The following is a 26,428-nucleotide window of genomic DNA, read 5'->3' on the forward strand; positions in this document are numbered from 1 at the left end:
CGGCTGCTCGTTATGAGCTGCGGTTCAGGCTGACTGGCGGATGACAACGGATTGCTTAAGAAATTACGGTCTTAACAGGAACAAATGCTGTACAATAACTGCCGCCTGCGCCCGGGAAGCCTGTGCTTTAGGCGCATAGCTGTTATTGCCTACGCCTTGAATGATTCCCGCTCCGCTCATGGCTTGAACTGCCGCCATTGCGTATCCGGAAATGTTGGATGCATCCTTGTATGCAGCGGTTTGGCCCGAACCCTGAAGCGGCAGATAGGCCTGCCGGGCTGCGCGGAATGCAAGCAGCGCCATGTCCTCACGGGTGATGGGTGCGTCCGCACTAAAGGTTCCGTCCGGTCTGCCCAGTACGATGCCCAGCTGCTGGGCTGCCGCAACGGAACTGTAATACCAGTCCTCCGGTGCAGTATCGGTGAAGGTGCTTGCCGCTTCGCTATTGTCCAAATCTAACGCCAGCATCAGCATCTTCAGGAACTCTGCCCGGGTTACCTTCAAGCTGGGCCCGAAAGTATGTGTATCCGTCCCCTCAAGGATTCCCCTGACGGCAAGTGCTTCAATACTACTCTTCGCCCATTCCAGTCCGGCAATATCGCCGAAGGTACTCTCTGCATAACCTGCAGCATATTTACTGAAATGCGCCGGACTGAAGTCCACTTTCCCGGTCAGCAGGTTGTATTTGGAATTTCTGATGACCTCCGCCTGACCCTTATCAAGGATATGATAAATGACTATTTTCTCAGCTGCAGCTGCAGCCGGACGGTCGTAGTTCAGCGATACCTTCAGGCCGCCGTCAAATTGCTTCACCGGCTGCCCGTCAACGGAGAAGCCCAGTTCATAGATATTGCCAAGGTTACCCTGAACCGTAATCTGTTCATTGCCTGATTTGGCAACAGTAAATGTAAGGCTTGAGGAAGCTGATCCGGCTGCCCGCCGAATAAGTCCCGCATCCAGCCGGAAGCTGGACAGTCCCAAATCTATCTCCACCGTCCGGATTCTTCCGGAGACAGCTTGAACCATTGCCTGCGCCGGCAGCGTCAGCTGGACGGCAGTGGTATCCGCAGGGGAGCGCACTTCAATCCGGAGTGTGTCCGTCTGGACGGCTTCCAGGGCCTTTGTGATCGTTATTGCGGATAGCTCTGCCGCGGCTTTTCCATTCACATTTGCTGCCAGGGAAACTGTAATTCCATTGACACCCGCTGTAATTTGCGGCTGTTTGCCGGTTGTCCCGGTAGACGGCAGATTTCCGCCCGGTTGCGGGGTCTGGCTACCATCCTTGATCTCCAGATTCATCGTCCCCGCAACACCCGGACTCTCACTGGAAGCTGCCTTCACGGTGATCTTTCCGGCAGCTATTGCAGTGACCAGACCCGTTTCCGTAATGGTTGCCCTGGCCGTAGAGGAACCGTCGGCATTATACACGGACCACGTAACCGTAGTACCGGTAGTGCCTACGGGCAGGACAACCGCATGCATTTGCAGCTTTTGCCCGGTCTGCAGTACACTCACGTTGCCTGCAGAAGTGACTTTTATTTGGGTAGCAACTTTAGGAATGACCCGGATAACAGCCTGCGCTTCATGCTTAATCGGGAAATTCAAGATCCCATTCGACCCGCTGAACGCAGCGAATTTCAGCGGCACTGAAATTTCAGCTGCCGTCTCCTTGGCCCGGAAGCTGATTTCGATAAATTCCTTGGCGTCGGTCAGAGCAACTCCTTCCGCTGCTGCTGCACTGACGCTGAGTTGCCCCGGATGATCTGCGGAGACAGGACTAAGCGTAATCCCCTCAACGAGACTCCGGGCGGAGATAAATTCTATCCCGGCCGCAGCATAATCCAGCGTAAAGTCCGCGGAGTATACCGACCTGTAGACGGAATCAGTAACATTGGCAATACCGACCCGGTAGGCAAATTCCTGCCCGGGCGACACGGTGACAGGCCCGTTCAGCGTCGCCGAAGGCACCCCGGCTGCAACCTCCTCCTGCCCGCTGATTACCACCTCCAGACTGCCGCTGATCCGGCTGCCGTCGAGCGCAGCCGCGGTCACTAGAACGGTCCCGTTTGCTTTTGCCGCAAGCAGCCCGTTCTCATCAATGGAGGCCTTAGGGGTAGAAGTCATTCCGTCAGGCTCCGTCACGGTCCAGTGCACATTGCGGTTGGCCGCATTCTCCGGAAGCACAACTGCCTGGAGCTGAAGAACGCCTTTATCCGTTTCGATCGTCTTCCTGCCCTCTTCACCACTTACAGTAATGGAAGAGACCTTCTCTCCTGGCACTTGAGATTGGCTCAAGAGGCGCATCGGCGGCTGAGGATTCCAGCCGTCGCTGCCGGCCAGCACAGCCTGAACGGTAATGGCCTGCGCCTCTTCTGCCGTTAATTGCTTGGACCAGCTGTAGCGTGCGGCTGCGTTGGCCCCCTCCCCATAGCTCATATACTCGGAGAAACGTGCCGTCCGGGAACGGCCTTCATACCATTCATGCCAGCCGCTTGGCTTGATGTGGGCTCCCATATCTGTATTGATGAAGGTGGAGCTGCCATAGTCTCTCCACGGTCTGCCCAAATCCACGCTCCCCGCGGCCACCCCTTCACCGGCAGTCAGGCGGTTATTCAGGAATACATATCCCGGTTTACCCGCTTCCGTGGAAGGAGCAGTTACATAGCCGGCACCCGCGCTTTGAATGACATTGTTCTCGAACACCGCAGCGGCGTTACCGAAGATAAAATCCACAGTCCCTTCAATATGGCTGTCCACGAAATAAGCTCTTCCTTTATCCGCGAACAGCGTATCCTGATAGCCAAGCAGCTTGACGTTGCGGTATACGCCCCGGTCCCCTTCGGCATATAGGGCTACAGCCTGCCCGGCAGTCCGGCCAGCACTGTTCTGAACCGTCATATTCTCCAGCGTGAAATCTGTTGCCGCCACTTTAAGCGTATAACTGCCGCTGGTGCCCATTTCTTTGCCGTCCGGCCCTATCGTCTTGGCCGAGTCTGCGTTGACGAGCAAGGTGCCTTTCCGGCTTTCGCCGATGATGCGCAGATTCTTCTTGGCTGCCGGCACCAGCACCTTCTCTGGATACGTTCCGTTCTTCACCTTGATGATCGTCGTGAGCGTGCTGTTATCGGGTGAAGCCAGGATTGCTTCGTTGAGGGTCTTGTAATCTCCCGCTCCGCTCTGATCGACTACCATGACCGGAGCCGGAACCGCACTGACTGCCATGGACGGAAGACTTGCCGCGCCTCCGCTGCCGTCAACGGCGATTACCGCATAATCATAAACGGTTCCATTTGCCAGTCCAGTATCGGTGTACGTTGCTTCACCGATCCCTTCAACAACGACCCTATAGTCGCCGCCAGTCTCCGAACGGATAATCCGGTAGCTGCTGTTGCCTGCAGATGCAGTCCAGCTCAGCTTCACTTCCCCGTTACCAGGTTCAGCTGTAACCCCTTGAGGAATTCCGGGCTGGCCGGCGTTCTGGAACGGAACCGTTCCGGCTGCATCCGATGCCAGCCCGCTGCGGGTGCCTGCGGCGGCGGCCACCTTGTAATAATATGGCGTACCATTCGCCAGTCCGGTATCGGCATAGCTGGTGCCGCTGACCTCGGCATCGAGCAATTCATATGGGCCTTCCGGCGACAATGCCCGTGTTACTCTATAGCTGTCCGCGTCCCCGACGGCCGTCCAGTTCACCTTAACGGCACTATCACCGGCCTGGACGGTTACTTCAGGCGTTGCTAAGGCCGTGAGCGGCTGTGCTTCCACAGGCAGTGAGTCCTCACCCTCCCCGGCAACATTGACTGCTGAGATGACAAAACGGTAAGTTTGCCCGTTGATTAACCCGCCGATGCGGTAAGCGATATCCGTGAGGCCCTCCGCCACCGGTTCATAGCGGTCCGCTGCTGCATTCCACTGCTTGACGGTATAGCTTTCCGCATATTTCACCGCATTCCAGCTCAACTCTAGCTGGGCATTCCGGCTTACCGCCGCAAGCTGCTCCGGCGCGGGCAATTTCACTGCCGAAGCGGAAGGAGTTATGCTGATTTCATTGGAGTTGCCCGATTCACCGGAGAGAGCCACGGCAGTAATAACGTAATAATACGTGGTTTCATTAGTGAGCTCCTTATCCACATAGGAAGTCTCCGTAATGGCACTGGCAACCGTATCATAGGGGCCGCCGGCTGTAAGTGCCCGTTTAACATTATAGGAGGCCGCCCCTTCAAGTGCAGGCCATTTCAGCTGCGCTGCTCCGTTGCCGGGAAGACCGGTTAAGCCGAGCGGCGTTGCGACTGGCTCCACGTAAACTTTCAGATTATCCAGATAATAATTGCCGGACCCGCCGCCCGGTGTTTTGGACAGGATCCGCCCGATACCATATCCCGCAAAATTTGTGGTGGTAAACGGAAAAGAGCCTGCAAGCTGGTTGTCGATATAGACCTCGACTTCATCACCCTGCACATCCACCTTCAGCTTCAGGTTATACCACTGGTTCAGTGCGTAGGCGCTCATCAGCTGATGGTATTGGCTGCTCCCCCTGCTCATCGTCAGTGTGTATTTGCCCGCTGCGGCCGGAAGCGTCGGTTTGCGGCTCTCAATGGAGAACGCGGTTTTGCTTCCATCCGCACTCTGGGCCTGCAGGAACACTGAAGTGCCCGATTCCGCAGCGAACATAAAGTCGGTATCAATCACCAGCGCACCTGTCATTGGCGTGAACTTGCGGATAAACTGCACATTGCCGTTCGCGGAATCATACACATTCAGCACTTGTGCCGACGTGTTTCCCTTGCTTCCGGATGGTGTGGCAGACACAACCACTTTTTGCGCATCGGTCTGTGGATTCGGAGATACCTCATAATACTCGGGCGTGGTGCCCGCAGCCACCCGCTCGAAATCCTCATCCACATAATAGATATTGCCCGCTTCAGCCTTAGGCTCAGCACTCGCCTCGTCCGAATCGAAGCTTTCACCGAATTCGTTCACGGCACTGACCGTATAATAGTAGGTTTTTCCCGGACTTACATCAAGATCGGTATAGAGGTTGCCTGTGTTGTCTTTGCTTATCAGCGTATAGGGCCCGCCCGAAACCTCACTTCGTTTAATGCTGTAGGTCTTGGCAAAAGGGACCGGCTCCCATTTCAGCTCCACCTTCTTACTGCCTCCCGCAGCTGTAAGTCCAAGGGGTGTTGCCGGAAACTTATCGTCAAGGTTTTTCAGTTCCACACCGCTGAAGCGGGAGATATTATAGCGGTTGACTTCGTTATCCGCCTTGGCAGCATCGGCGGCAAGGCCCATATAAACCGTCTCTTTCAGCCCAAGGTTCACTGTGCCCACCTTGCTCCATGCCACTTTATCCGGCGAGACCAGCCCTGTCACTTCGTCGCCAAGCCGGACCAGCTTCACCCAATAAGGGGTGGTGATAAAACTATCAGGTTCCGTCCTAACTACCTTGGCCCCTGTTACGGAGCGGGTAATTAGAACTCCTTTTTTGCCATATTTCACATAAGGAATCGCCATCATAGCCATCTTGGCATCAGGCTGCAGGCTGTCGCGGATCATCACTCCCGCTTTCGCATCATCATCTGTCGCCGTTACAGAATCAATCTTGGCAATCAGTTCTCCGTTGCCCTCCAGGGTCCGATAGGCAAAGTGGAAGTTATCCTCCGTTTTAACGCTCTCCGAGGTGGCACCAACCAGCCCCGCCGATTTAACCGTGACCTGCCCGGTCTCTGCATTAACCGAGGTGTGTCCGGCAATGCCCGGATTTCCGATATCAGCTGGTGTCCATGGACCGGTACTGCCTGAGGCATTAACATGAACTGCAACATTATCCGACTGTGTCTTAAGGCCTTTGTTATCGGTAGCCTGAACAACGAGATAATAAGTTCCGTCCTGCACATTTTTCCATTCGAAGCGGTAAGGCGCTGTGGCAGCTTCTCCCTGCTTCACACCATTTACGATAAATTCAACCTTGGCTATCCCGTCTTTGTCGCTCGCGGAAGCCGTTAAGGTTACATCACTGCCCGCCTCCAGAATCTGATTGTTGGTTGGATAACTGATAGCGGTTACAGGATTGTCGGTATGTTCTCCGCTTGCTGTGGCCTGAACAATCAGATCATTCAGATAAACTTCAAGATTGGTGTAGCCTTCACTTGACAGCGACGTTCCGTTGCGGTCTGCAGGATCGGAAGGCGACAGGCCTCTTGCTGTTTCCCAGGCGTCGTTCATTCCGTCATGATCCTGGTCAACCACCTTTGAGGCAGTCTCCGGGTAGTCGGGATACCCGCCAATTTCCAATGGAGAATTGATATGCTGCCCGGTACGGTTCTTTACATCATTCATCACACGCGCATCGTAGGCATCCCGTCTCGGCAAAGTGGCTCCGGCTCCGGCCAGAACATTCGCATACGCATCGCTGGCCGGCTCTTCCACATAAGGGTTCGGCATCACTGCCGGCTCCGCCAGCTTTGAACTGTCCGAGTAGCTCTGAACGCCTTGCCAGTTATCCGCTGTGACCTCCGGACTGCCGTCCATCACATTTCCTGCCAGATACAGCTTCGTAACCGGTGCTACTTCCCCGAATAACTGCTTTTTCACGCTGCTGTAAGTATTAGGGCCATTTTTATAATAGTTGTTGCTGATATTGTACAAATAACCTTCAGCTCCGCCGCCATAGGTCGATGCGAAACCCCAGTTGTAAATAACATTGTTCGTCATTTCCGTCAGATCGACCAGCCTCGTTATCGTGGGCAGCCGGGGATTGCGGCTGGTACTATGGGCAATGAGGTTATGATGATAGCTGGCATTTTTGCCGCCCCAGATGCCGCCGTAGCCGTGCCGCCCTTTATGATGGCTGGTCATCAGCATGCTTTCTGCGGAGATCGACCATTGCACCGTAGTATTCTCGTTGTCGTACAGGCTGACCACTTCATCGACCGACCAGCTGAATGAGCTGTGGTCAATGATGATGTTCTTGTGATACCGCGAGCCGAAGGCATCATCTTCACTGACAACCCGGTCTCCGAGTCTAAAGCGCATATAACGCATAATGATATTGTCGGCTTCTATGGATGTCGTATAATCGGCTACGGTAATGCCATCGCCCGGTGCGGTCTGGCCGGCAATCGTCAGATTGGAGCCGGTGATCTTCAGCGACTCCTTCAGGCGGATCGTTCCTCCCACACGGAATACGATCATCCGGTTGCTCCCGCTCACCGCATCGCGGAGAGAACCGGGGACTGGCGTTTCGTTACGCCCGTAATCAGCCAACGTTGTAACCTCATACACAGCCTGTGCCCTGCCGCCGGTTACATATTTGCCGCCGCCCTCTGCACCAGGGAAAGCGGGAAGCGCTTCCAAAAGTGCGGCCTCAGCAGTGCCGAATGGAACACTTGTCGCAAGGAGACCGGCTATCAGCAGCTCCGCCAACCATTTTTTCTTCATACAAAACCTCCTAGGTTATATGAGAATGCGGAGAGCTCCGGCAGTTGCCGGAACTCTCCGAAAGTGAAGCCTTCTTTATGCCTTCCCTTGATAGCGAAAATACGAGAAATCGGCGCTGCTGCCTCCGAACTGCCCCATATCATGCGCAGCAATACCTACGAAGTTGCCTGTGAAGCCTCCAGACAGGAAGCTTATGTTATATTCTCCTCCCAGCGGCTTCCACGCCGCTGCTTCACCGGCGAGATACATAAACTGCGCGTTCACTTCGCTCACTTCCACTGCAATCTGCACAGTTTCACCTGCATTCAGATCAATGATGACAGGCTCGGCAGTAAATTCATCGGCTGCGCAGCGCATCAGCCGCAGCACTTTACCGCGTCCTTCTTCATGGCTGATATAGGCGTACAGATAATTATCTTCATTGAGGTACAGCAGGAGACCGGCCATCTGCAGATAGCTGGCTGGCTCGGCTTCAAGCGCTGTCTCTGCGCGGAAGCTGCTGTCCGTCTGGCGGATAGCCAGGATATGGTGCCGGAACAGGCTTTGCACCGATTCCCCGGCTCTGATCCGCAGCCATCCCGGTCTTTCCGCAAGAGAACACCAGCTTTCATCTGCCGTTATCCGCAGCGTATTCCAGTTCTTCTTCAGCACCGGACCGCTGAAATCATCCTCGAAATCCAAGGCGCGGTTCTGCTTCCCGACCTTCGTTCCTTTTGGTGCCTGCACCTCCAGCAGAGGCATGCTGCCCCCGGAGGTCAGCCGCAGCCAGCCGTCTTCGGTCCAATATACCTGCTGCAGGGCGGTTTCACGCCCGAGAATGGCATATTCACCCTCCAGCGGACGTGTGCATAAATGTGCCATATACCATTCCCCGTCCGGTGTCTCGACCAGACTGCCGTGACCGGCGCATTGCAGCGGCAGCTCAGGATTATTCCGGGAGGTCAGCATCGGATTGAGCGGATCTACTACGTATGGTCCAAGCAGTGAAGTGGAACGCGCCACAGTTACGGCATGGCCGGAGCCGGTGCCGCCCTCCGCAGTAATCAGGTAGTAATAGCCGCTGCGCTTGTATATATGCGGCGCTTCGGTCTTCTTGAGGTCGGTGCAGTCAAAGATTTTGACCGGTTCACCGATTAACCGGCGCTGCTCCGGAGCGTATTCCTGAATGACGATGCCGGAGGATTTATTGCCTTCGGTGATGCGGTAATCCCATAGTTCATTCAGCAGCCATTTCCGCCCATCCTCATCATGATACAGCGACGGATCAAAGCCGCTGCTGTTCAGATACACCGGCTCACTCCAGGGCCCTTCGATGTCCGGGGCGGTGATCAGATAGTTATGGCAGTCCTTGAACGGCCGTTTCGTGCTCTTCACATCTGTATAGATCAGGTAAAACAATCCATCCTGATAGCTGAGCTGCGGCGCCCAGATGCTGCAGTTCTTCGGATTTCCCCTCAGATCCACCTGATGGGTCAGAATATCCGTACAATGCTCCCATTCGGCCAGATCTGCGGACTGGTACACACGCACACCGGGCAGCCATTCAAACGAGGATACCGCGATATAATACATTTCTCCTGCCCGTACCAGGCAAGGATCCGGGTTAAAGCCCTTTAGTATTGGATTCTGTATAATGCCGGTCTTCGTGTGCTCTGAAATCATTCCCTAGCTCCTTCCGTTTGTCATGTTCCAACATCATTCTTCCAGACCGCTGAGATCTTCCTGTGAAGGGGCTACTGTCACCTGCTGCACCAGTTCCTCCGCTTGGCGCGTATTTCTGGACTGGCAGCCGCTGATTTCCACGTCTTCACCGTTCTCAATATAAAACGCCGGCCCTTCATGATTCTCTACCGTTACCTGCCGGAAGCGGATACCCCTGACATTGCCGAGATAGAAGCCGCGGTTATTCATCTCCTGAATCCCGGACATCATCGCCGGACGTCCCGGAACGGCATTCTCCGCCATGGAGATATCGATATCGGAGAAGGTAATTTCCGAAATATATTGCTCTGCTAAACCGTAGAGAAAACCTGCTGCCGCATGAACCTGCCGCGCAGTAATATTGGCAAAATGAATTCGTCTGAAGTTTGGAGTTTCCTCCGTCACCGGATAGGGATTTTTGTCCCAGACATATTTGTCCTTGCCGCGTGGACCGCAGAAGTAATAGAGGTTCAGGATAAACGGACAGATCACGTCCTCCATCACAATGTTGCTGACACGGATGTCTTCGACCACACCCCCGCGCCCGCGTCTGGACTTCAGCCGGATGCCGCGGTCCGTCTGCTTGAACACGCAGTTGCTGATGACGACATTGCGGATATCGCCGCTCATTTCACTGCCCAGCACCACACCGCCGTGACCGTGAATCATGGTGCAGTTCGTAATTGCAATATTCTCGCAAGCAATCCGTTCCTTCGTGTCCTCTGTCCCCGCCTTAATGGCGATGCAGTCATCACCCACGTCGATATGGCAGTTGCTGATCCGCACATTCACGCAGGATTCCGGATCAATGCCATCCGTGTTGGGTGAATCGGCCGGGTTGTGGATCGACAGATTATCAATGGTCACATCCTGGCAGCGGATGGGATTGACCGTCCAGCTCGGGGAGTTCACCAAGGTCAAATCTTTAAGCGTAACCCTGTTGCAGCCGTCGAAGCTGATCAGCTTCGGCCGGGGATACTGCAGCTCTTCGGGGGAATTGCGCTGCTTCTCCCACCACGGCCCGCCGTTACCATCCAGTTTGCCGCCGCCGGTCACTGACACATTAACCAAGTTCATGCCGAAGATGCAGGAAGCATGAACCCCACGCTTCACTCCCTCCCAGCGGGACTCCACTACTGGATAATCCTCAGGGTCCGAGCTGAAGGAGAGGACAGCACCGGGGCTTAGACGCAGTTCGATATTGCTGCTAAGAATGACCGCGCCTGTACGATAGGTGCCGGAAGGAATATAAACAGTACCGCCCCCGGCTTCGCTCGCCGCTTGAATCGCCCCGGCAATAGCTGCCGTCGACAGCTCCGTGCTGTTCTTATGTGCTCCAAAATCATCAATGCTATAAAATGACATATGGCTTCACCTATTCCTTCCCGGCGGCCGGACGCTGCAGGAATTCGTACTCCCCGCAAGCAAGCAGGAATGCGCCAAGCCCTTTTTGATCATTGGTGATGATCGGCTCACTGATATAGTAGGCGTAGCTGCCGTCTCTCCGCTCATCCCCGCCGAGTCCGGCGACTTGGCAGTTTTTGTTCAAGTTAGCCCAGCCGCTGTTCGTCACAAGCACAAATTCCGCGATCAGCCCCTGATAGGCGCGGTCCAGCGTTTCGAGCCAGCTGTTATCCAGCAGACCAAGCCGGAGGCCCTTGGCGATCGCATAGGTAATCATGCTGGAAGCGGAGGCCTCCAAATAATTGCCTTTGCGTCCACCCTCATTGACAACCTGATACCATACCCCGCTGTCTTGATCCTGGTACTTGCGCAAAGTGGAGAGCGTATCTTGAAGAATACTCACCAGCGTGCCGTAATCGGCATGTTCGGCAGGAAGCAGCTCAAGCACATCGGCCAGCGCCATCACATACCAGCCCAGGGAGCGCCCCCAGAAATTCGGTGACAGTCCGGTTTCAGGATCGCACCACGGCTGAACACGCTGTTCATCCCAGGCATGATACAAGAGTCCCGTGTGTTCGTCCTTGGTATGGCGCGCGCACAGGATGAACTGGCGGGTTACATCATCCAGACCTTTCCCTTCTTCGAAGGCGAGCAAATGCTCCAGATAGAAGGGTGATCCCATATACAAGCCATCAAGCCAGATTTGGTAGGGATAAATTTTTTTATGCCAAAATGCACCTTCCGAGGTCCGGGGATGCGCTGTGATTTGCTTTCTTAACAATGCGGCTGCCTTTTTGTATTTCTCCTGGCCTGTTTCCCGGTGAAGAACGAACAGCAGCTTTCCGTTATTGAGATGATCAATATTGTATTCTTCGAGCCGGTAGCCCTTCACTGAACCGTCTTCCCCGATGAAATAGTCCATGTTTTCCTGAATATAATGGTAATATTTCGCTTCACCGGTCTGTTTCCACAGCAGTTCGAAGCCCTTCAGAATAACACCGTAATCATAAGACCACTTGCCCTGATACCCTTTGTCCTCATATAATCTAGGCGTCCGTTCCATGATGGAATCCGCCATCTTTACAGCCCAGTTCAAGTTTGCTGAAGATTTATTCGTGTTTGCCATGTGTTCCTCCTTGGTTGGATAAAATACGGTCCTATCCGCCATCATCGGCGGATAGGACCTCTTTGCTATGCTTAATTCATAGTTCCGGCAGCTTTCGCTGCATTAAGGGTTAACTGCTTTGTAAGCAGCTTCGTATTCGGTAATAATCTTGCTGCCGCCTGATTTCTTCCACTTTTCAATCTCGGACTTATAGCCGTTCAAGTCGATTTTATCGAGAATATATTTATAGGTGGCATCCGTAACAATCTTTGTCAGCTCAGAGCCTTGGGTTGTGTGGGTCTCGGATTCCAGCGAAAAGGCAGGATTAAGTACCCCATACTTGGCATTTTCTTCGATCAGCCGCTCGGCTTCAACCTTGAGCGGATCGGAATCATGAATCTTATATCCGGTTTCTTTTACACGGGAGGACGCGAACGGCTGCACTTCCTGCTGCCAAAGATCGGCATCTTTAATAGTAACAGCCATATCGGCATCCACCGTATAATGAACATCCTGAATACCGTAAGTCATGAGGGCGTAGATTTCATCGCTCATGGTATCGTTCACAAATTGCAGAATACGCTTCAGCTCTTTCTCATCCTTAACTTCCGATTTCGGGAAGGACAGCAAGCCGCCGATGCCGTTGGCGCCCGCCCAAATCGCACGGTCCGCTTCATTGCCCGTTGAGGTGATGTCATTGACCATAACCAGCTCCATGTTATCCTGGATACCCTTGGACATTTTCATCAGGTTTTTGCTGTCAAACAGAGCACCTACATAAATTCCGGCTCTACCTTGTGCAAAGTTTTGCTGCTGGTCGGTTTTGGCCGTTACGGCAAAGTCTTGGTTGATATAGCCGCCTTCATACAAAGCTTTCATATAATCCATGGTTTTAATGTAAGATTCCGTATCGAACTCCGGTGTCATCTTGCCCGCATCATCCACAGCCCAGATGTTTGGTGTTCCGAAATAAGAGCTCAATGTTTTGAACGCTCCGTAGACGAGGTCGCTGCGGTCCATAAAGCCGGTTGTATCCTTTTTGCCGTTGCCGTCCGGGTCCTTCTCCGTAAACGCTTTCGCAACTTCCATCAGTTCGTCTGTAGTCTTCGGCACTGCTAGACCCAGCTTATCCAGCCAGTCCTTGCGGATAACGACACCATTTCTGGCTACCGCTTTCTGGAATGGGATGCCATATAGCTTTCCTTCGATCGAGGCCGAAGTCCGGGTTTCCTGGGAGATCGCCGCCAGATTCGGGAATTCATCCAGATAAGGACTCACTTCCCAGAACACACCCGCTTTCAAGGCATTGCGGACCGAAGAGTTATCCAGGATCGTCAGGGTGACCATATCCGCGAGGGAATCAGAAGCGAGTGCGGTATTGATGCGTTCTTCTTTGGATGGATCCGGAACCCAGGAGAATTCAATTTCCGTATTCGTCAATTCTTCAATTTTGTTCAGTACAGTGTCTGTTGGCGGTGATGCCGTATGCAGCATGTTCATCCAGCTAATCTTGGCTTTGGCAGTCGTTTCGGCTGCTCCGGATGAATTTGCCCCTGCATTCGTAGCTTCAGCCTGGCCGTTATTAGCGTTATTGTTGTTACCCCCGCAAGCTGTGAGCATAAGCCCGCTGCACAACATCAAAGCTGCAAGCTTCTTGTAATTGCGATTCATGTACACTACCCCTTTTATACATAATGGTGTTGCTGTATCTTCCACCCCCGCCAAGAAGGCGGAGGTTGAATTCAGTGTGTATTGCTTAATATACGCCGTCTTCTCCGACCTTCTTAGCCAGCTTATTTGACAGCATGACAAGGACGAGACCAACCACGCCTTTGAACAGGCCGACAGTAGTACTGAAGCTCAATTGGCCATTCTTGAGACCGGCGGTGTATATATAAGTATCGAAGATTTCGCCAGCTTCGCGGTTCAGGGAGTTGATTAAGAGATACATGTGCTCAAATCCAAGGTCCAGCGTATGTCCGATTTTCAGAATCAGCAAGGTGATGATTACCGGGCGAATCGCCGGCAACGTGATATGCCAGGTTTTGCGCAATCTCCCTGCACCATCCATCTCCGCAGCCTCATATAATTGGGTATCTACTACAGTAATGGCTGCCAGATAGATAATGGTCGACCAGCCAAGCTCTTTCCAGATGATCTGTCCGATATACACGGTGCGCAGCCACTCTGGCGAAGTCAGGAAGCTAATCTTCTGTCCGCCCATCGCGGCAATCATCTCATTCAGTACCCCGCCGTCCACATTCATGAATACATAAGTAATGGAGACAATGATAACCCATGACAGGAAATGCGGGATATAAATGATGGTCTGAACCACACTCTTGAACATTTTGTTCCGGACCTCATTCAGCATCAGCGCCAGAATAATCGGCAGCGGGAAAAAGATTACAATATTTAGCGCAAACAAGATGAGTGTATTGCGCAGCAGCATAAAGAAGGTTGGTTCCGTAAACAAACGGACGAAATGCTTGAACCCCACCCAAGGACTTCCCGTGATGCCCAGATACGGCTGATAATCCTGAAAGGCGATAATCATTCCGCCCATAGGCAGGTACTTAAAAATTACAAAATACAAAAATCCCGGCAGTATCATCAGATACAATAGCTTGTGTCTTTTTAAACTCAGCAGGCTGTGCGGGGTTCGCTTTCTCCTCACCGGCGCAGCGTTCAACTCCATGGTGACATTTGCCTCTTTCAATGTTCGGCCTCCTTGATCGCGTTTCTTTACGATTCCCAGATTACGGTCATTTGCTGATTACGTATATAATCATTAGTTACGAAGGAGGCTCGAACCGCGCTGTTATGCTGTTTTTTTAGCTTCTACCCCTTAATGGGATTACTATAATACATAAAGATCATGCCCTCTATCAACCCGTTTTTCTAACCTAAATAAAGCCATTGCTAATGATTATATACGGAATACAGCGCCCCTGATAAAGTTTCATTGAAACGATTACAAGGAGGAAAACCGTATGGCGCAATCATCATTCAAAAAAGAATCTCTGGGCAACCGGCTGTTTACCATAGTAAACACCACCCTGCTGTCACTCATTTCACTCATCTGTCTTTTACCCTTTATCAATGTATTTGCCAGTTCCTTTGCCTCAACACAGGAAGTAGTGGAGAAGAGATTCATTCTGTTCCCGACCACCTTCTCCCTGGACGCTTACCGCTATATCCTGTCAACATCCACGATCTTTAAAGGCCTGTCCGTATCCATTGGAGTCACTCTGGTAGGTACGGTGGTAAGTATGGTTCTTACAGCTCTGATGGCCTACGGATTATCCCGCAGATATTTATATGGAAGAAACCTCATCAATTTTGTTGTGGTGTTCTCCATGCTGTTCAGCGGCGGTATGATCCCTACCTTCCTCGTTGTTAAATATTTCGGACTCATTGATTCTTACTGGTCGCTGATTTTCCCCGTGGCCATCAATGCCTTTAACCTGATCATCATGCGCAACTTCTTTCAGGCGCTTCCGGACAGTCTCGAGGAGTCAGCCAAGATCGACGGCTCCAATGATTTTGGCGTATTCCTCAAAATCATGCTGCCGCTTGCGCTGCCTTCGATTGCGACCCTCTCCCTGTTCTACGGGGTGGCTTACTGGAACACATACACTACCGCCCTTCTATATATCACAGACTCTGTGAAATGGCCGATTCAGGTGCTGCTGCGCCAGATTGTTATCGTCTCCAGCGGGATGCAGGGAGAGAATACTTCAGTCGATGTCATTCCTCCTCCACAAACAATCAAGATGGCAGTTATCGTTGTTGCCACCGTCCCGATGCTGATTGCTTATCCGTTTGTGCAGAAGCACTTCACGAAAGGCGCACTGCTGGGCGCGGTAAAAGGCTGATTTGCTATAAGCTTCGCCTTCTCACAACCTGCAAGCAACGAAAACAGCCAGTCTCCGGCAACCCGGAGACTGGCTGTTTTCGTCTATTCCACCGCCTACTTGTCCTGTTTCATTGCGCGGTATGCACCGGGTGTCACATGCTCCTTCTTGCGGAAGGAGCGGATGAAGTTCTGCGGATTATGATATTGCAACCGCTCAGCAATCTCCTTAATGGTCATCTCGCTCTCCACCAGCCATTTCTTGGCCATTTCCAGCCGGTAGTTCATGACATATTCACTGAAGGTTACACCAAATTCCTTCTTGAAGATGCTGCTCAAATAGTTCGGACTGTAATGCAGACGTTCGCCGATAATCTCCAGCGACAGCTCCTGATCAAATTCGGCGCGCACAATGGCGGCAATCTGGTCGGAGAGGCTGCGGAATTGGCGGGTCGTCTTCTCCTTCATGCTGGTTACCATCGGCCGGATGACTTCATTCACCAGAATGCGTTCAATCTCCTCCGGATTGCGGATATCCAGCAGCCGGTGATACAAGGCATAATTGTCCTGAGTCAGCAGCACCTCTACGCCAATCAATTGTTCCAGCTGAATCAGATTATTCACGAACCGGATCAGGGTAACTTCGAAATTGAGCGGGTTCTTGCTATACTTCATCATTTCGCCGAGAAGCGGGTACAAGGATCGCGATACCAGCTCCTCATCCCCGAGCCGGATGGCGTCGAACAGCTGTGATTCCAGTTCTACCGGATAATGCAGCAGGACAGGACCTGAAATAACCGTTGCTATATCTTCATAAAAGATAATCGACTCTTTGCCCAGATTCAGACGATGATGCAGCGCCTGCTTACTCATTTCGCAGGCTTCCTTGCTGGAGGCCAAATCCTGATAGAGATTACTAATGCCGACACTGACTGACAGCTTCAGGATATCCCTGACTGTTTTGATAATTTTCTTCGCGTCCTCGAGCGCTTGCTTCCGGTGTTCCTGCTCATTCATTCCCTCATAGATCAGAATGGTTGCCTGCGTCCGGTCATTCAGCAAGATCGGAATCATTCTCCGCGCTTTCGGAATCAATTCCTCCACCATCTTGTTGACTGCGACAAGCAGCAGATCCTTGTCACTGGCCTGGCGTTCCCCGTAATTATCAAGCTGGATCAGCATCGTGGAATACACTGAATCCTCCGTGGGGGAATAACCGAAGCGGGACATATTGAGCTCCAGCTCTTCGGGGGTAATCCGGCTGCGGAACAGGTTCAGCATAAACTGCGTTTCCAGCTGCGGCAATTCTGACTCCAAAAGTCCCTCCAGACTTTCCTTCTCCGACAGAATCGTATCAATCGAATTGATAATCCAGTCGATCTCATTCTTGTCCTCCGGCTGGGTGCTGACCGCCAGCCTGCGCTGAATCTGGCGGATCGGCTTGGTGAAATGCACGGAGATTACATAGGCCACCACAACAATTAGCAGGGTGATCACCACTCCGAGGATGATTAAGCCGAAACGGGTCGTGGCCAGGGCATCGGAGATTTCCTGCTGGTCCAGAAGCGTGACATAAATCCAATTATTATAAGAAGATTTGGCATAAATGGCTTCAACCTTTTGATAATTGGCTTTCTCCAGGGCTACTGTCCCAGTCTGGCTTTCATTCTCGGCAATATTGGTGATGCGTTGCATTTGCCCGCTGGTCAACAGGTTCTTCCCGGTTGCCGATTCATACAGCAGCTCACCCTGCCGGTTCAGAATGAACACTGTGGTGTTGTCCTCCGTCTGCAGGATATTCCGCAGTGTCTGCAGCGAAATATCGGCTAGGCCAATCGCCTGCTTGTTCTGAGAGAATACAGGAAGCGTATTCACAAAACGGATTCCTTTATCCGTCTTGATCCAGAACAATCCCTTGTTCTGATTGTTGATATAACTTTCGTACAGGTTCTTCCGGTTTTCCTCTGTTAGAAGAGAAAGGCTTCCATCAGAAATTTTCCAGTCTTGCACCAGACTGATCAGCGAATATTTTACGCCGACATCCATCCCCATCGTAGCGATATAGTTGAGCTGGGAATTGATATCCCGGTACGCCTGAAAGTCCTCCTCTGTCATCGGATTGTTGACGACCTCGCTGAAGGAACTGGTCGTACTGTAAGTATTGAAGGCATACTCTATGGTTTTAATTTTCTGCTCCAGCGTATTTTTGATTTGGGTAATCAGGCTTTGCTTGCCGCTGGCAACACTATCAATAACCGAATGAATCGTCGTCAAATAAATATAGCTGCCGAAGCTGATGACGAGGCCGATGCCCAATACCAGAATCGGAATAAAAATCTTATAAAACATCCTGCCTTTTTTCATAGATAGGCTCCTTCAATAAGTAATCATTTTCAATTATAGCGTTTTCACGAATCGAAATCCAAGGATTTTTAACGTGTGCATAACACCCGCTGAACCTGCAAGCTTCTTTCCTGCCTAGACAGGAAAAGGAAAAATCCCGCCCAAAACAAAAAGGCTCACCGTAAGCCACCGGGAATCTTGATTTATCGAACTCATCTAATCCGAAAAAAATTATTTATCGGATTCACACATCCGGCTTCGCGAGCAGTTGAGAATTGGATCAGAACACTCAGATCCTTGATGCGCGGCGTTGTACGTTTGAATCCGAAATCTCTATAGGCTCCCGGGCGGGGTTTCTTTGGAAATCCTGCGGGAGGGCAGCTGCGCTCACTCTGCTGGTGACCAAACTGCCCTCCCCGCCACCATTATTCGTAACGGACTCCAGAGATGTTATATGCTGAAATCGAGCTAGTGGCATCTGCTTCATCTCGCAGCACCCTCCCTCCTCCGTTACGGACTCCAGCGACGTTATTTGCTGAAATCGGGCTAATGGCAGAGTCTTGCGGACCCCAGCGACCTAATGTGCTTATTTTACTGCGCGGCAGCTGTATTTTTGCTGAAATAACGTCTCTGCGGTCCGCTTGTATCAATAATTGGCGTTTTTCGGGACAATAGCGTCTCCTCAGTCCGTTACAACTTACAGCGCCCCCCAATGCAACGTTTCATCTTGAACTAATTTGCGAACTTTAGAAACTAGAAGCCTGAGTGCTTAGAACCTCAGAGTCTTAGAACCTCAGTTCCTCAGTTCCTCAGTTCCTCAGTTCCTCAGTTCCTCAGTTCCTCAGTTCCTCAGTTCCTCAGTTCCTCAGTTCCTCAGCTCATCAGTTCCTCAGCTCCTCAGCAGACCCTTACAATCTCAGAGCCAATCCTCCGTAAGCAGCTTTCTCAACGTTTCCACCTGGTCCCGGCCAATTTTGGCGGCGATCTCCGCCTCGATGCTCTGCTTGATCTCCAGCATGCTCCGGCAGACTGCAATACCTTTGGGAGTGAGTACGATATGCTTGTCACGGGAGTTCCCTTCTACCACGGCGGTTTCCACATATCCTTCAGCCAGCAGAACGTTAATTGTTTTTTGCGCACCCTGGCGGGAAATGCTGATCTGCCTGCTGATCTCCGAAATTGTGAGCATGCCATGCAGCTCCAGCTTCGCCAGAATATGTGTCTCAGTCTTGTTCAGCTGCTCACCGCTGGTTTCATTTACTTTTTCCCGCAGAGCATTATGCTTCTCACTGACTAAATCTATCAAGTTCAAACCAAGGATATAGTCTTTCAAAAAAAAAGGCCCCCAATATAAAGATACAATTAAAATAAACAATCAGATTGCATTTTTGTCAACCAGGTTGACAGTATTTCCGCCCCCTGATATTATGAGTGAAGTTTGAAAAACTTAATGTTAAGGGAGTTTGAGCAATGGGCAGAAACAAGAAAGAAGCTTTAGTATTCACCTGTATGATGTGCGTGTTGATGGTCGTAGGAATGAGCTTTTACAACGTGATGTTAAACGCTGGCTTAACCCATACCTTATTCCGTGATGTTGCGATCGGTCTACTTCCTGCACTCGTCGTCGCCTTATTCTGTGATGTTGTCATCGTCAGTAAAGCGGCCAAAGGTCTGGCCTTTAGATTGGTTAAACCGGCCGATCCTATGATTAAAAAGGTGCTGTTCATTTCCTTCTTCATGGTCTGCGGTATGGTGCTCTGCATGTCCCTATATGGCACACTAGCACACTACGGATTCGGAGACAACTTCCTCCGTCACTATCTGTCCACTGCCGGACTGAACATCATTTGCGCCCTGCCGCTGCAGCTGATTGTTGTAGGGCCGCTGACCCGCTTCCTGTTCACCCGGATCTACCCGGTAAACAGTGCTGTGCAAAGCGCATAGGCTTTGCTTGATCGCCACGGCAAGCAAATTTAAATTCTCTATCCTTGCTTTCCAGCAATAAAAATAGTCCCGATGCCTTTGATCTGCATCGGGACTGTTTAACGTATTACAAGTAATTTCTACTGCGCTGAATATACATTCAAAACTCAATAAGCCATTGTTGACGGGCTTCACCGGTTTGAGGAGCCTCTAACGTCAGCTTCGAGCCATCCTCAGAGACAGCCAGCGCCAACTGATTATGGACAGAGAGGATGGATGCTGAACCATCCCCATTCTTATGGATGATCCAGCGCTGATTATTGTAACCCAGATAAGCATAAAGCTGAATTGAATTGTGTTCTGTGTTCAGATCAAGGGCTTGACCCGAGCCCGTACGGATCGAGTAGGAATCAGCGTCATCTCCCGTCGGCACAAATATCCACTTCTGATCGGATATTTCATTTGCATCCCGGACCGTTACAGCTTCACCCTTCACCGGATTTGCTGTATAAATGGATTTCCGGAACGATTCGTTCACCAGGCTTGATGTTATCAAGTTCTCCGCTGCTGCCCCGTTCACATTTACATTCTGGTAGGAGACAGTTCCGCCGAATACATGAAGTCCAAAATGGCCTGCTGCAAAGGTTCCGTCCTTCAGATCCATTATTTTCTGCCCGCCCAGATACACCACAATATGAGGTCCGTCCGCTTGTATCTTTAAACTATACGTCCGGTCCGGCAGAATGAAGGCTGGAACTTTCGCCAGAACCTGCCGTTCTTCAAAACGTCCATCCATTTTGTAAAACAAACGGATTGCCTTCATATTAGGATCCAGATTCAAGTAATAGCCGCTGCGTCCGTCCGGACTTGCACGGAACAGAAGGGAGCCTGCACCTCCCGACTTGCCAAGTTTCATCTCGGCTTCGTACGAGAAGTTTCCCGCCTTCTCCTCAGCAACATAATTTGCGTCGCTGGAGTGATTTCCGCGAATTCCATCCCCGCTAACTAGCCAAGAAGCCTTGGACACGTCTTGCGTCCAGCCGCTGAGGTTGGTATGAAATGTTCCGCCGAACACTTTCACATCAAAACTTGCGGATGCCTTTCCATTCGGTGTAGATACCGTAATGATGGACTCGCCCGCTTTTTTCGCCGCAAGGGTTGCACGGGAATTACCTGCCGCCTTTATGATTACGGCATCTTCATTGCTGGACTTCCACTTCAGCGACTGGGCGCCGTTGCCGGGTCCGTTTTCTACGATCACCTGCACTGTTTCGCTTTGCCCAACCCCCAGTTCACGGTCACTGGTATCCAGCACAATCCGGGTTGCCGAACCCGACTCAGGATTCCATACCGATCCAAGCTTATAGACTTTCAGAGAAACAACCTTCACATTGCCGCCCTTGCTATAGAAACTCATTGCCCTGCTGGCCGGGTCCGGAAAAATGACCTCGGAGAACACGGACTTCCCGCCATTTACAAAAACCTCAACCGAAGATTCATCCACCAGAATCCGCAGCTTGATTTGGCCGTTCTCTGCCGGCATTTTCGTTTCATGTCTCGTACTGAACAGGGTGGAGAAATCTGTTTCCCCGGAAAGAGAGCGGTCCACAAACATTGTGCTCCCGCCCGGCTTATAACCTACAACTGTCTTCTGATCTGCTCCCTCACGTACGTTGAAGCCGAACTCCGATACGCTGCTGCCGGCGGGAATCTCCAGGGTAGCTTCAATTTCATAGGCACCTGAGGTCATGCCTTTCAGCAGATTAGGAGAAGAAGGACTGACCACCTTGTTAGCTGCGGAATAAAGTTCACTGCGCAGGGATTCCAGCTCCTTCACCGGACTCTGGGCCAGACGAATTCCGTCTTGGGTGTTGATTAGGGTAACTTCTCTCGGGATCGTCAGCTCTCCCTTCCAGTTAGATGTGGGAAAGGCGAAGGGATAATCCCAGTTGGACATCCAAGCCAGCATCACTCTGCGGCCGTCTTGCATATCAGAGAAGGACATAGATGCATAAAACTCTTTGCCGGCGTCTGTCCTCAGCACGGTTCCAGCCGGGTTGTCGTTCACGAATTTACCTTCCTTAGTCAGGCTCCCTACAAAATATTCCGCATCTGAACCCCCTGTTGCCGGGTTCGCTCCTGTACTAATCATTAGAACCCATTTCTTCTCTGTCGTTCCCTGTACAGTAAGCGGAAACAAGTCGGGGCATTCCCACACCCCGCCACGGACATAATCCCCATACCCCCAATTATCGGTCAACGTCCAGTCGAGCAAATTAGTTGATGTGAAAAAGCGGATATGATCACCGCCCGATACCACCATGACCCAGCGATTATTCTCCTCATCACGGATCACCTTGGGATCACGGAAGTCCCATCCCCCGGGTTCTTCTCCGTTCTTTCCGGGGTTCTCAATGACAATTGGACGATCCTTGGCAGTTTCCCATGTCCGCCCCTGATCCTTGCTGTAGGCCAGACCTATACGCTGGTTGCCGTTAGAGGCATCCGGATTAAAGGAGGTGTAGTAGGCAAGAAGGCCTTTGCCGCCTGAATCCGAGAACAAACCGGAGGCATTCTTCAAATCTGCCACAGCAGACCCGGACCAGACATGGCCGTACTCATTCCATGGAAGGGCAATCGGCAGGCGTTTCCAGTTCAGCATATCTTTGCTGACAGCATGAGCCCATGTGCCTCCATCCTGATGAAAGAGATGATATTCCCCTTCGAAATAGACAAGCCCGTTCGGATCACTAACAGCACCGCGGATCGGCGTATAATGATACTGGGGCCGGTATTTTTCATTATTGTAACTGCCAGCGTCCGTAACATAGGTGTCTTGAAAGTAAGCGGTTCCATGATTTACGACAAGTCCGGCGTATCCGGTAGCATATGAACTGTCCTTAACATCTATTGCTGCCGGAGTATACCCGTCCACGAAAATCTGAATCCGGTTCCCCTTCGCCTGCACTTCCACCGCATGTTTTGCCCCCGCTGGACTCGGATAAGTCCGCTTGGAACTGGCAATTATTGTGCCGTTTGCTTTTGTTAAAGTGACATGTACCTGATTTCCTTCTTTCGCAAGAGAGGCTTCATATCCCTTCGCACCGTCAGAAGAGGAACGGAAGGCCAGGCCTGCAACAGCAGCGGAACGAAATGAGATCACTCCTTCATACACCAGATCAGCAGCTTGCCTGCTATAGATCTGCTGCGCCTTGCTCTGATTTACAGAGGTCCCTTTTTCACCGCTGATATCCGGCTGCCACTGTCCCTGACTTGCCAACACCGTATCCAGATTCCCCTTCAGATCGCTTACGTTAACGTTTTGAAACAAGGCCGTTCCACCCGAGACCTGGAGTCCAAGCCGTCCGGAGAGATGTGCATTGTCCTGGATATCAATCACGGGCTTGTATTGATTCCCCCAATACACCTTCAGTAGGGACCCTTCCGCTTTCACTTTAAGATGGTAGATTTCACCTTGTACCAGGGAAACCTTACGTTCCTCATACAATTTGCCTTCTCCGCTGCTTCCGTCTTTTAAGCGGATAAGTCCGGCATCCGGTACGATTTGCAGCATGTATGAACGCTGACCCTCCCCGCTGGAACGGAAAAGCAGCGCAGCCTCCGGCTGCCGGTCCTTGATCATGACATCAGCCTCATATATAAAATCATCTGCTGACGTTTCGGAAATCGCCAGCACTTTTTCTTCAGGATCGGATGTCAGCAGAAGCCCTTCTGATGTATCCTCCAGCTTGCCTTTGCCGGCTATTCGCCAGCCCGTCAAATTTGCAGCAGCTTTGGTAACGGTTTCAGAAATAGAAAGCCCCTCCTTTGTCAGTCTGCCGGACTTCTGCTCTGCCGGTGCGGCCCAGCCTGTATCCTCATTAACGGCAACAATCCCTGTTGAAGTTATCATGACTCCCGCAGCCAACAGAATGGTTAGTGCAAATTTTGATTTCCGGTTCATCCTTTACCCTCTCTTCCTGTAAATGATATGTCGCCTTTACTAAGAGCAAGGCCGGCCAATTACGCATCATAACTGGCCGGCCTTATCTTTTGCTATATTATATAGAAGAAACTCGATTATTCCATGCTGTGAGTCCCAATGCCAGAGCGCCGCCTAACCCTGCCTGCTGGCCAAGGTCCGGAGAAACAATGTACTCCTCCATGTGGTCCAGAATGGCACTTGAACTGACATATCCGTTCAGGTTCAGGAGCACAGCCTCCCGGATAAGTGGGTACAGCTGCGGCTGCTGCATAACCCCGCCGCCCAAAATTATTTTTTGCGGAGAGAGCAGTAGAATAGCATCCGTTATGGACTGGGCGATGTAGAAGGCTTCCATCTTCCAGGCTCTATGATCCACCGGAAGCTCATGGCCTTTCTTCCCCCATCTGGCTTCAATAGCAGGACCTGCCGCCATCCCTTCGAGGCAGTCTCCATGGTAAGGACAACTACCAACGAAATCATCTTCAGGATGGCGCCTAGTCAACAGATGCCCGCCCTCAGGATGTACAAGACCATGAACTAATTGGCCTTCCGAATACACGCCGATGCCAACGCCCGTGCCTACCGTAATGTACAAGCAGCTTGACAGGCCTTGAGCAGCCCCCCATTTCACCTCGCCATATACCGCCGCATTCACGTCAGTGTCGAAGCCGAACGGGACCGGAAAGGCTCGCTTTAAAGTCCCGAGCAGATCGTAATTCCCCCACCCCGGCTTAGGTGTTGTCGTAACGTAACCATAGGTCGGGCTGTTTTGGCGGATGTCAATTGGACCAAATGATCCAATCCCCATTGCTTCTACCCCTTTGTCTTGAAAATACTCTATGACTCTGGGCAAGGTCTGATCCGGATGTTCAGTCGGAAAGCTGATCCGATGTTCAAATCTCCCATATTCATCCCCGATCCCGCATACGAATTTCGTCCCGCCTGCTTCAATCGCTCCTATACGCATGTCACTTAACCCTCCCGGTTACTGGTTGCTGCCGTTTGCGGTAGATGAAGCCAGATTGTAGATATCCAGCGAAAGGAACAAGTCCTCTTCATTATCGGCAAACGCAGCAAGACCGGTAGATTCGGGTTCAGGGAAAATAAGATCTGTAATCACTGCCTGGCCTCCATCACAAAACGCTTCAACGGAGGAACGGTCCACATAAATATGCAGATCATAGGCTGTACCCGGTGCCGCAAGCTTCGCTGAGTGGCGTCCCGGGAACAACTTGTGGAAATCATGCTTCCCGGAGGCTGTCCGGTCTACATACAATTCTTCCGTCTGCGCATCAATCCCGACCACGGTTTGCTGCTTTGCACCTGCCTTTACTTTAAAGCCGGCAGATGTCCCATGAGCGACCTCCGCCTCAATGACGTAAGCCTCAAGATGAAGCTTGGCACAGGCTGCATTAATTTCTTGAACAGAGACATTTTTCAGGGAAAGGACCGGGGTACGTGCGGCTTCCAGTTCTTTTGCAGGCTTCTGAATGAGCGTAGTTTGCCCGTTCCTTAACTCCAGATAAAGCTCCCGGGGAAGCGTCATTGCTCCGCGGAACCCTTCCGCCGGCGTCTGGCCGGCATACATCCAGTTGCTCATCCAGCCGATAAACAGCCGTCTTCCGTCTTCCTCGGGCAGATCGGACCAGCTCACACCGGCATAATTATCTCTGCCGTGATCCAGCCAGCGGATGCTCCGGGACTCTTCGTCAGGAGTAAATACCGCTCCGTCAAAATCACCCGTGAAATATTGCGTTCTTGAGCCCTCCTCAAAAGCGGGATCTGCACCAATACTCACGAGCATTACCCATTTGGTATCCGATTTGGTTCCGTCAACAGCCAGCTGGAACAAATCCGGGCACTCCCACACACCGTCATGCGATCCGATGCCCTCGCCGAATTCGCTGGCAAAGGTCCAGTTGATTAGATCAGGGGAATGATACAGACCTACCGTTTGACCACAGGCTACGATCATCACCCATCTACTCTTCTCTTTGTTCCAGAACACCTTGGGATCACGGAAATCAATGAAGGTATCATGTTCAAGCACCGGATTCCCTTCGTATTTGGTCCAGGTTCTGCCTTTGTCCTTGCTATAAGCCAGACTTTGACGCTGAACGGCAGGTTGTCCTTCCGGCATGTCAAAGTGATGGGTAAAAATGGCCACCAGCCCTGGCTGATCCTCAAAAAATCCAGTCGTGTTATTCCAGTCGACAACGGCACTTCCCGAGAAAATCATCCCCAGTTCATCCGGCACCAGCGCGATCGGCAGCTCTTCCCAGGTCACCAGATCCTTACTGACCGCATGGCCCCAATGCATGTCCCCCATGGTCATTCCGCCGGGATGATGCTGAAAAAACAAATGATATTCTCCCTCGAAATATACCAAACCATTTGGATCGTTCATCCACTTTTCTTTGGGTGAAAAATGATAGGCACCCCGGTAGTTTTGTTTTGTAATAGCTGACATTATGATTTCTCCTTTGCTCCTATATAGCTTGAACTGAAAAGTTTAGAGTAAAGGTCCAGTCGCAACTACGGTGAATATTTGGACTTCCGGCCGCTGTTGTCTTCAGATTTCTTGATTATGACCGCTGTTTGCGGTTGAAATCCGAAGACTGCTTATGCTTTCGAAGCGAGCTTTCCTACGGAAAGCTTTCAGGCGGACGCT

At 51.6% G+C, this 26,428-nt stretch carries 13 protein-coding genes; 2 read left to right on the plus strand and 11 right to left on the minus strand.

All coding sequences use genetic code 11. The features are described from left to right. Positions 1-63: 63 nt before the first annotated feature. The 6 genes from NSS79_RS29110 to NSS79_RS29135 all read right to left on the minus strand — a co-directional run bounded on the left by NSS79_RS29110 (position 64) and on the right by NSS79_RS29135 (position 14,348). Entirely contained in the window at positions 64-7,440 is a 7,377-nt protein-coding gene (locus tag NSS79_RS29110; protein ID WP_342437164.1) for a pectinesterase family protein, read from the minus strand. 75 nt (positions 7,441-7,515) lie between these two features. Further along, the gene (locus NSS79_RS29115; RefSeq protein ID WP_342437165.1) at positions 7,516-9,102 is read right to left on the minus strand and encodes a glycoside hydrolase family 43 protein; all 1,587 of its coding nucleotides are present in this window, start codon (positions 9,100-9,102) and stop codon (positions 7,516-7,518) included. A gap of 33 nt (positions 9,103-9,135) precedes the next feature. Further along, the gene (locus NSS79_RS29120) at positions 9,136-10,506 is read right to left on the minus strand and encodes a glycoside hydrolase family 28 protein (protein WP_342437166.1); all 1,371 of its coding nucleotides are present in this window, start codon (positions 10,504-10,506) and stop codon (positions 9,136-9,138) included. A 10-nt stretch (positions 10,507-10,516) separates the two neighbouring features. Next, positions 10,517-11,671: a glycoside hydrolase family 88 protein gene (locus NSS79_RS29125; RefSeq protein ID WP_340896627.1), complete on the minus strand. Its 1,155-nt coding sequence runs from the start codon at positions 11,669-11,671 to the stop codon at positions 10,517-10,519. 102 nt (positions 11,672-11,773) lie between these two features. Beyond that, the gene (locus tag NSS79_RS29130) at positions 11,774-13,321 is read right to left on the minus strand and encodes an extracellular solute-binding protein (protein WP_342437167.1); all 1,548 of its coding nucleotides are present in this window, start codon (positions 13,319-13,321) and stop codon (positions 11,774-11,776) included. Positions 13,322-13,406: 85 nt separating this feature from the next. Then, positions 13,407-14,348 (minus strand): sugar ABC transporter permease, encoded by a 942-nt coding sequence (locus tag NSS79_RS29135; protein ID WP_076113213.1) that lies wholly within the window; start codon positions 14,346-14,348, stop codon positions 13,407-13,409. 295 nt (positions 14,349-14,643) lie between these two features. Between NSS79_RS29135 and NSS79_RS29140 the strand changes: the two genes are divergently transcribed. Then, positions 14,644-15,528 (plus strand): carbohydrate ABC transporter permease, encoded by an 885-nt coding sequence (locus NSS79_RS29140; protein ID WP_038596286.1) that lies wholly within the window; start codon positions 14,644-14,646, stop codon positions 15,526-15,528. 95 nt (positions 15,529-15,623) lie between these two features. Here NSS79_RS29140 and NSS79_RS29145 read toward each other — a convergent pair whose 3' ends face one another. After that, complete coding sequence (locus NSS79_RS29145; protein WP_340896624.1) at positions 15,624-17,870, minus strand: AraC family transcriptional regulator; 2,247 nt, start codon at positions 17,868-17,870, stop codon at positions 15,624-15,626. A gap of 895 nt (positions 17,871-18,765) precedes the next feature. Beyond that, positions 18,766-19,182, minus strand: coding sequence for a MarR family transcriptional regulator (locus NSS79_RS29150; RefSeq protein WP_038596294.1), 417 nt, complete (start codon positions 19,180-19,182; stop codon positions 18,766-18,768). Positions 19,183-19,319: 137 nt separating this feature from the next. Between NSS79_RS29150 and NSS79_RS29155 the strand changes: the two genes are divergently transcribed. Then, a complete protein-coding gene (locus tag NSS79_RS29155) occupies positions 19,320-19,793 on the plus strand; it encodes a DUF2798 domain-containing protein (protein ID WP_340896622.1) in 474 nt (157 codons plus the stop codon). Between the two features lie 139 nt (positions 19,794-19,932). Here NSS79_RS29155 and NSS79_RS29160 read toward each other — a convergent pair whose 3' ends face one another. From NSS79_RS29160 to NSS79_RS29170, 3 genes are all read right to left on the minus strand, one after another. Then, positions 19,933-23,736, minus strand: a complete 3,804-nt coding sequence (locus tag NSS79_RS29160; protein ID WP_342437168.1) for a GH32 C-terminal domain-containing protein — start codon at positions 23,734-23,736, stop codon at positions 19,933-19,935. Positions 23,737-23,833: 97 nt separating this feature from the next. Beyond that, complete coding sequence (locus NSS79_RS29165) at positions 23,834-24,724, minus strand: ROK family protein (protein ID WP_342437169.1); 891 nt, start codon at positions 24,722-24,724, stop codon at positions 23,834-23,836. 18 nt (positions 24,725-24,742) lie between these two features. After that, on the minus strand, positions 24,743-26,227 hold the full coding sequence (locus tag NSS79_RS29170) for a glycoside hydrolase family 32 protein (RefSeq protein WP_342437170.1): 1,485 nt from the start codon (positions 26,225-26,227) through the stop codon (positions 24,743-24,745). Between the last annotated feature and the right edge of the window lie 201 nt (positions 26,228-26,428).

It is taken from the genome of Paenibacillus sp. FSL L8-0436 (assembly GCF_038593025.1).
GTDB lineage: Bacteria > Bacillota > Bacilli > Paenibacillales > Paenibacillaceae > Paenibacillus_AQ.

Bases quoted from the DNA above. Each gene is read 5' to 3' on its own strand.
- NSS79_RS29110 (WP_342437164.1), bottom strand. From the start codon at position 7,440: ATGAAGAAAAAATGGTTGGCGGAGCTGCTGATAGCCGGTCTCCTTGCG.
- NSS79_RS29115 (WP_342437165.1), bottom strand. From the start codon at position 9,102: ATGATTTCAGAGCACACGAAGACCGGCATTATACAGAATCCAATACTA.
- NSS79_RS29120 (WP_342437166.1), bottom strand. From the start codon at position 10,506: ATGTCATTTTATAGCATTGATGATTTTGGAGCACATAAGAACAGCACG.
- NSS79_RS29125 (WP_340896627.1), bottom strand. From the start codon at position 11,671: ATGGCAAACACGAATAAATCTTCAGCAAACTTGAACTGGGCTGTAAAG.
- NSS79_RS29130 (WP_342437167.1), bottom strand. From the start codon at position 13,321: ATGAATCGCAATTACAAGAAGCTTGCAGCTTTGATGTTGTGCAGCGGG.
- NSS79_RS29135 (WP_076113213.1), bottom strand. From the start codon at position 14,348: ATGGAGTTGAACGCTGCGCCGGTGAGGAGAAAGCGAACCCCGCACAGC.
- NSS79_RS29140 (WP_038596286.1), top strand. From the start codon at position 14,644: ATGGCGCAATCATCATTCAAAAAAGAATCTCTGGGCAACCGGCTGTTT.
- NSS79_RS29145 (WP_340896624.1), bottom strand. From the start codon at position 17,870: ATGAAAAAAGGCAGGATGTTTTATAAGATTTTTATTCCGATTCTGGTA.
- NSS79_RS29155 (WP_340896622.1), top strand. From the start codon at position 19,320: ATGGGCAGAAACAAGAAAGAAGCTTTAGTATTCACCTGTATGATGTGC.
- NSS79_RS29160 (WP_342437168.1), bottom strand. From the start codon at position 23,736: ATGAACCGGAAATCAAAATTTGCACTAACCATTCTGTTGGCTGCGGGA.
- NSS79_RS29165 (WP_342437169.1), bottom strand. From the start codon at position 24,724: ATGCGTATAGGAGCGATTGAAGCAGGCGGGACGAAATTCGTATGCGGG.
- NSS79_RS29170 (WP_342437170.1), bottom strand. From the start codon at position 26,227: ATGTCAGCTATTACAAAACAAAACTACCGGGGTGCCTATCATTTTTCA.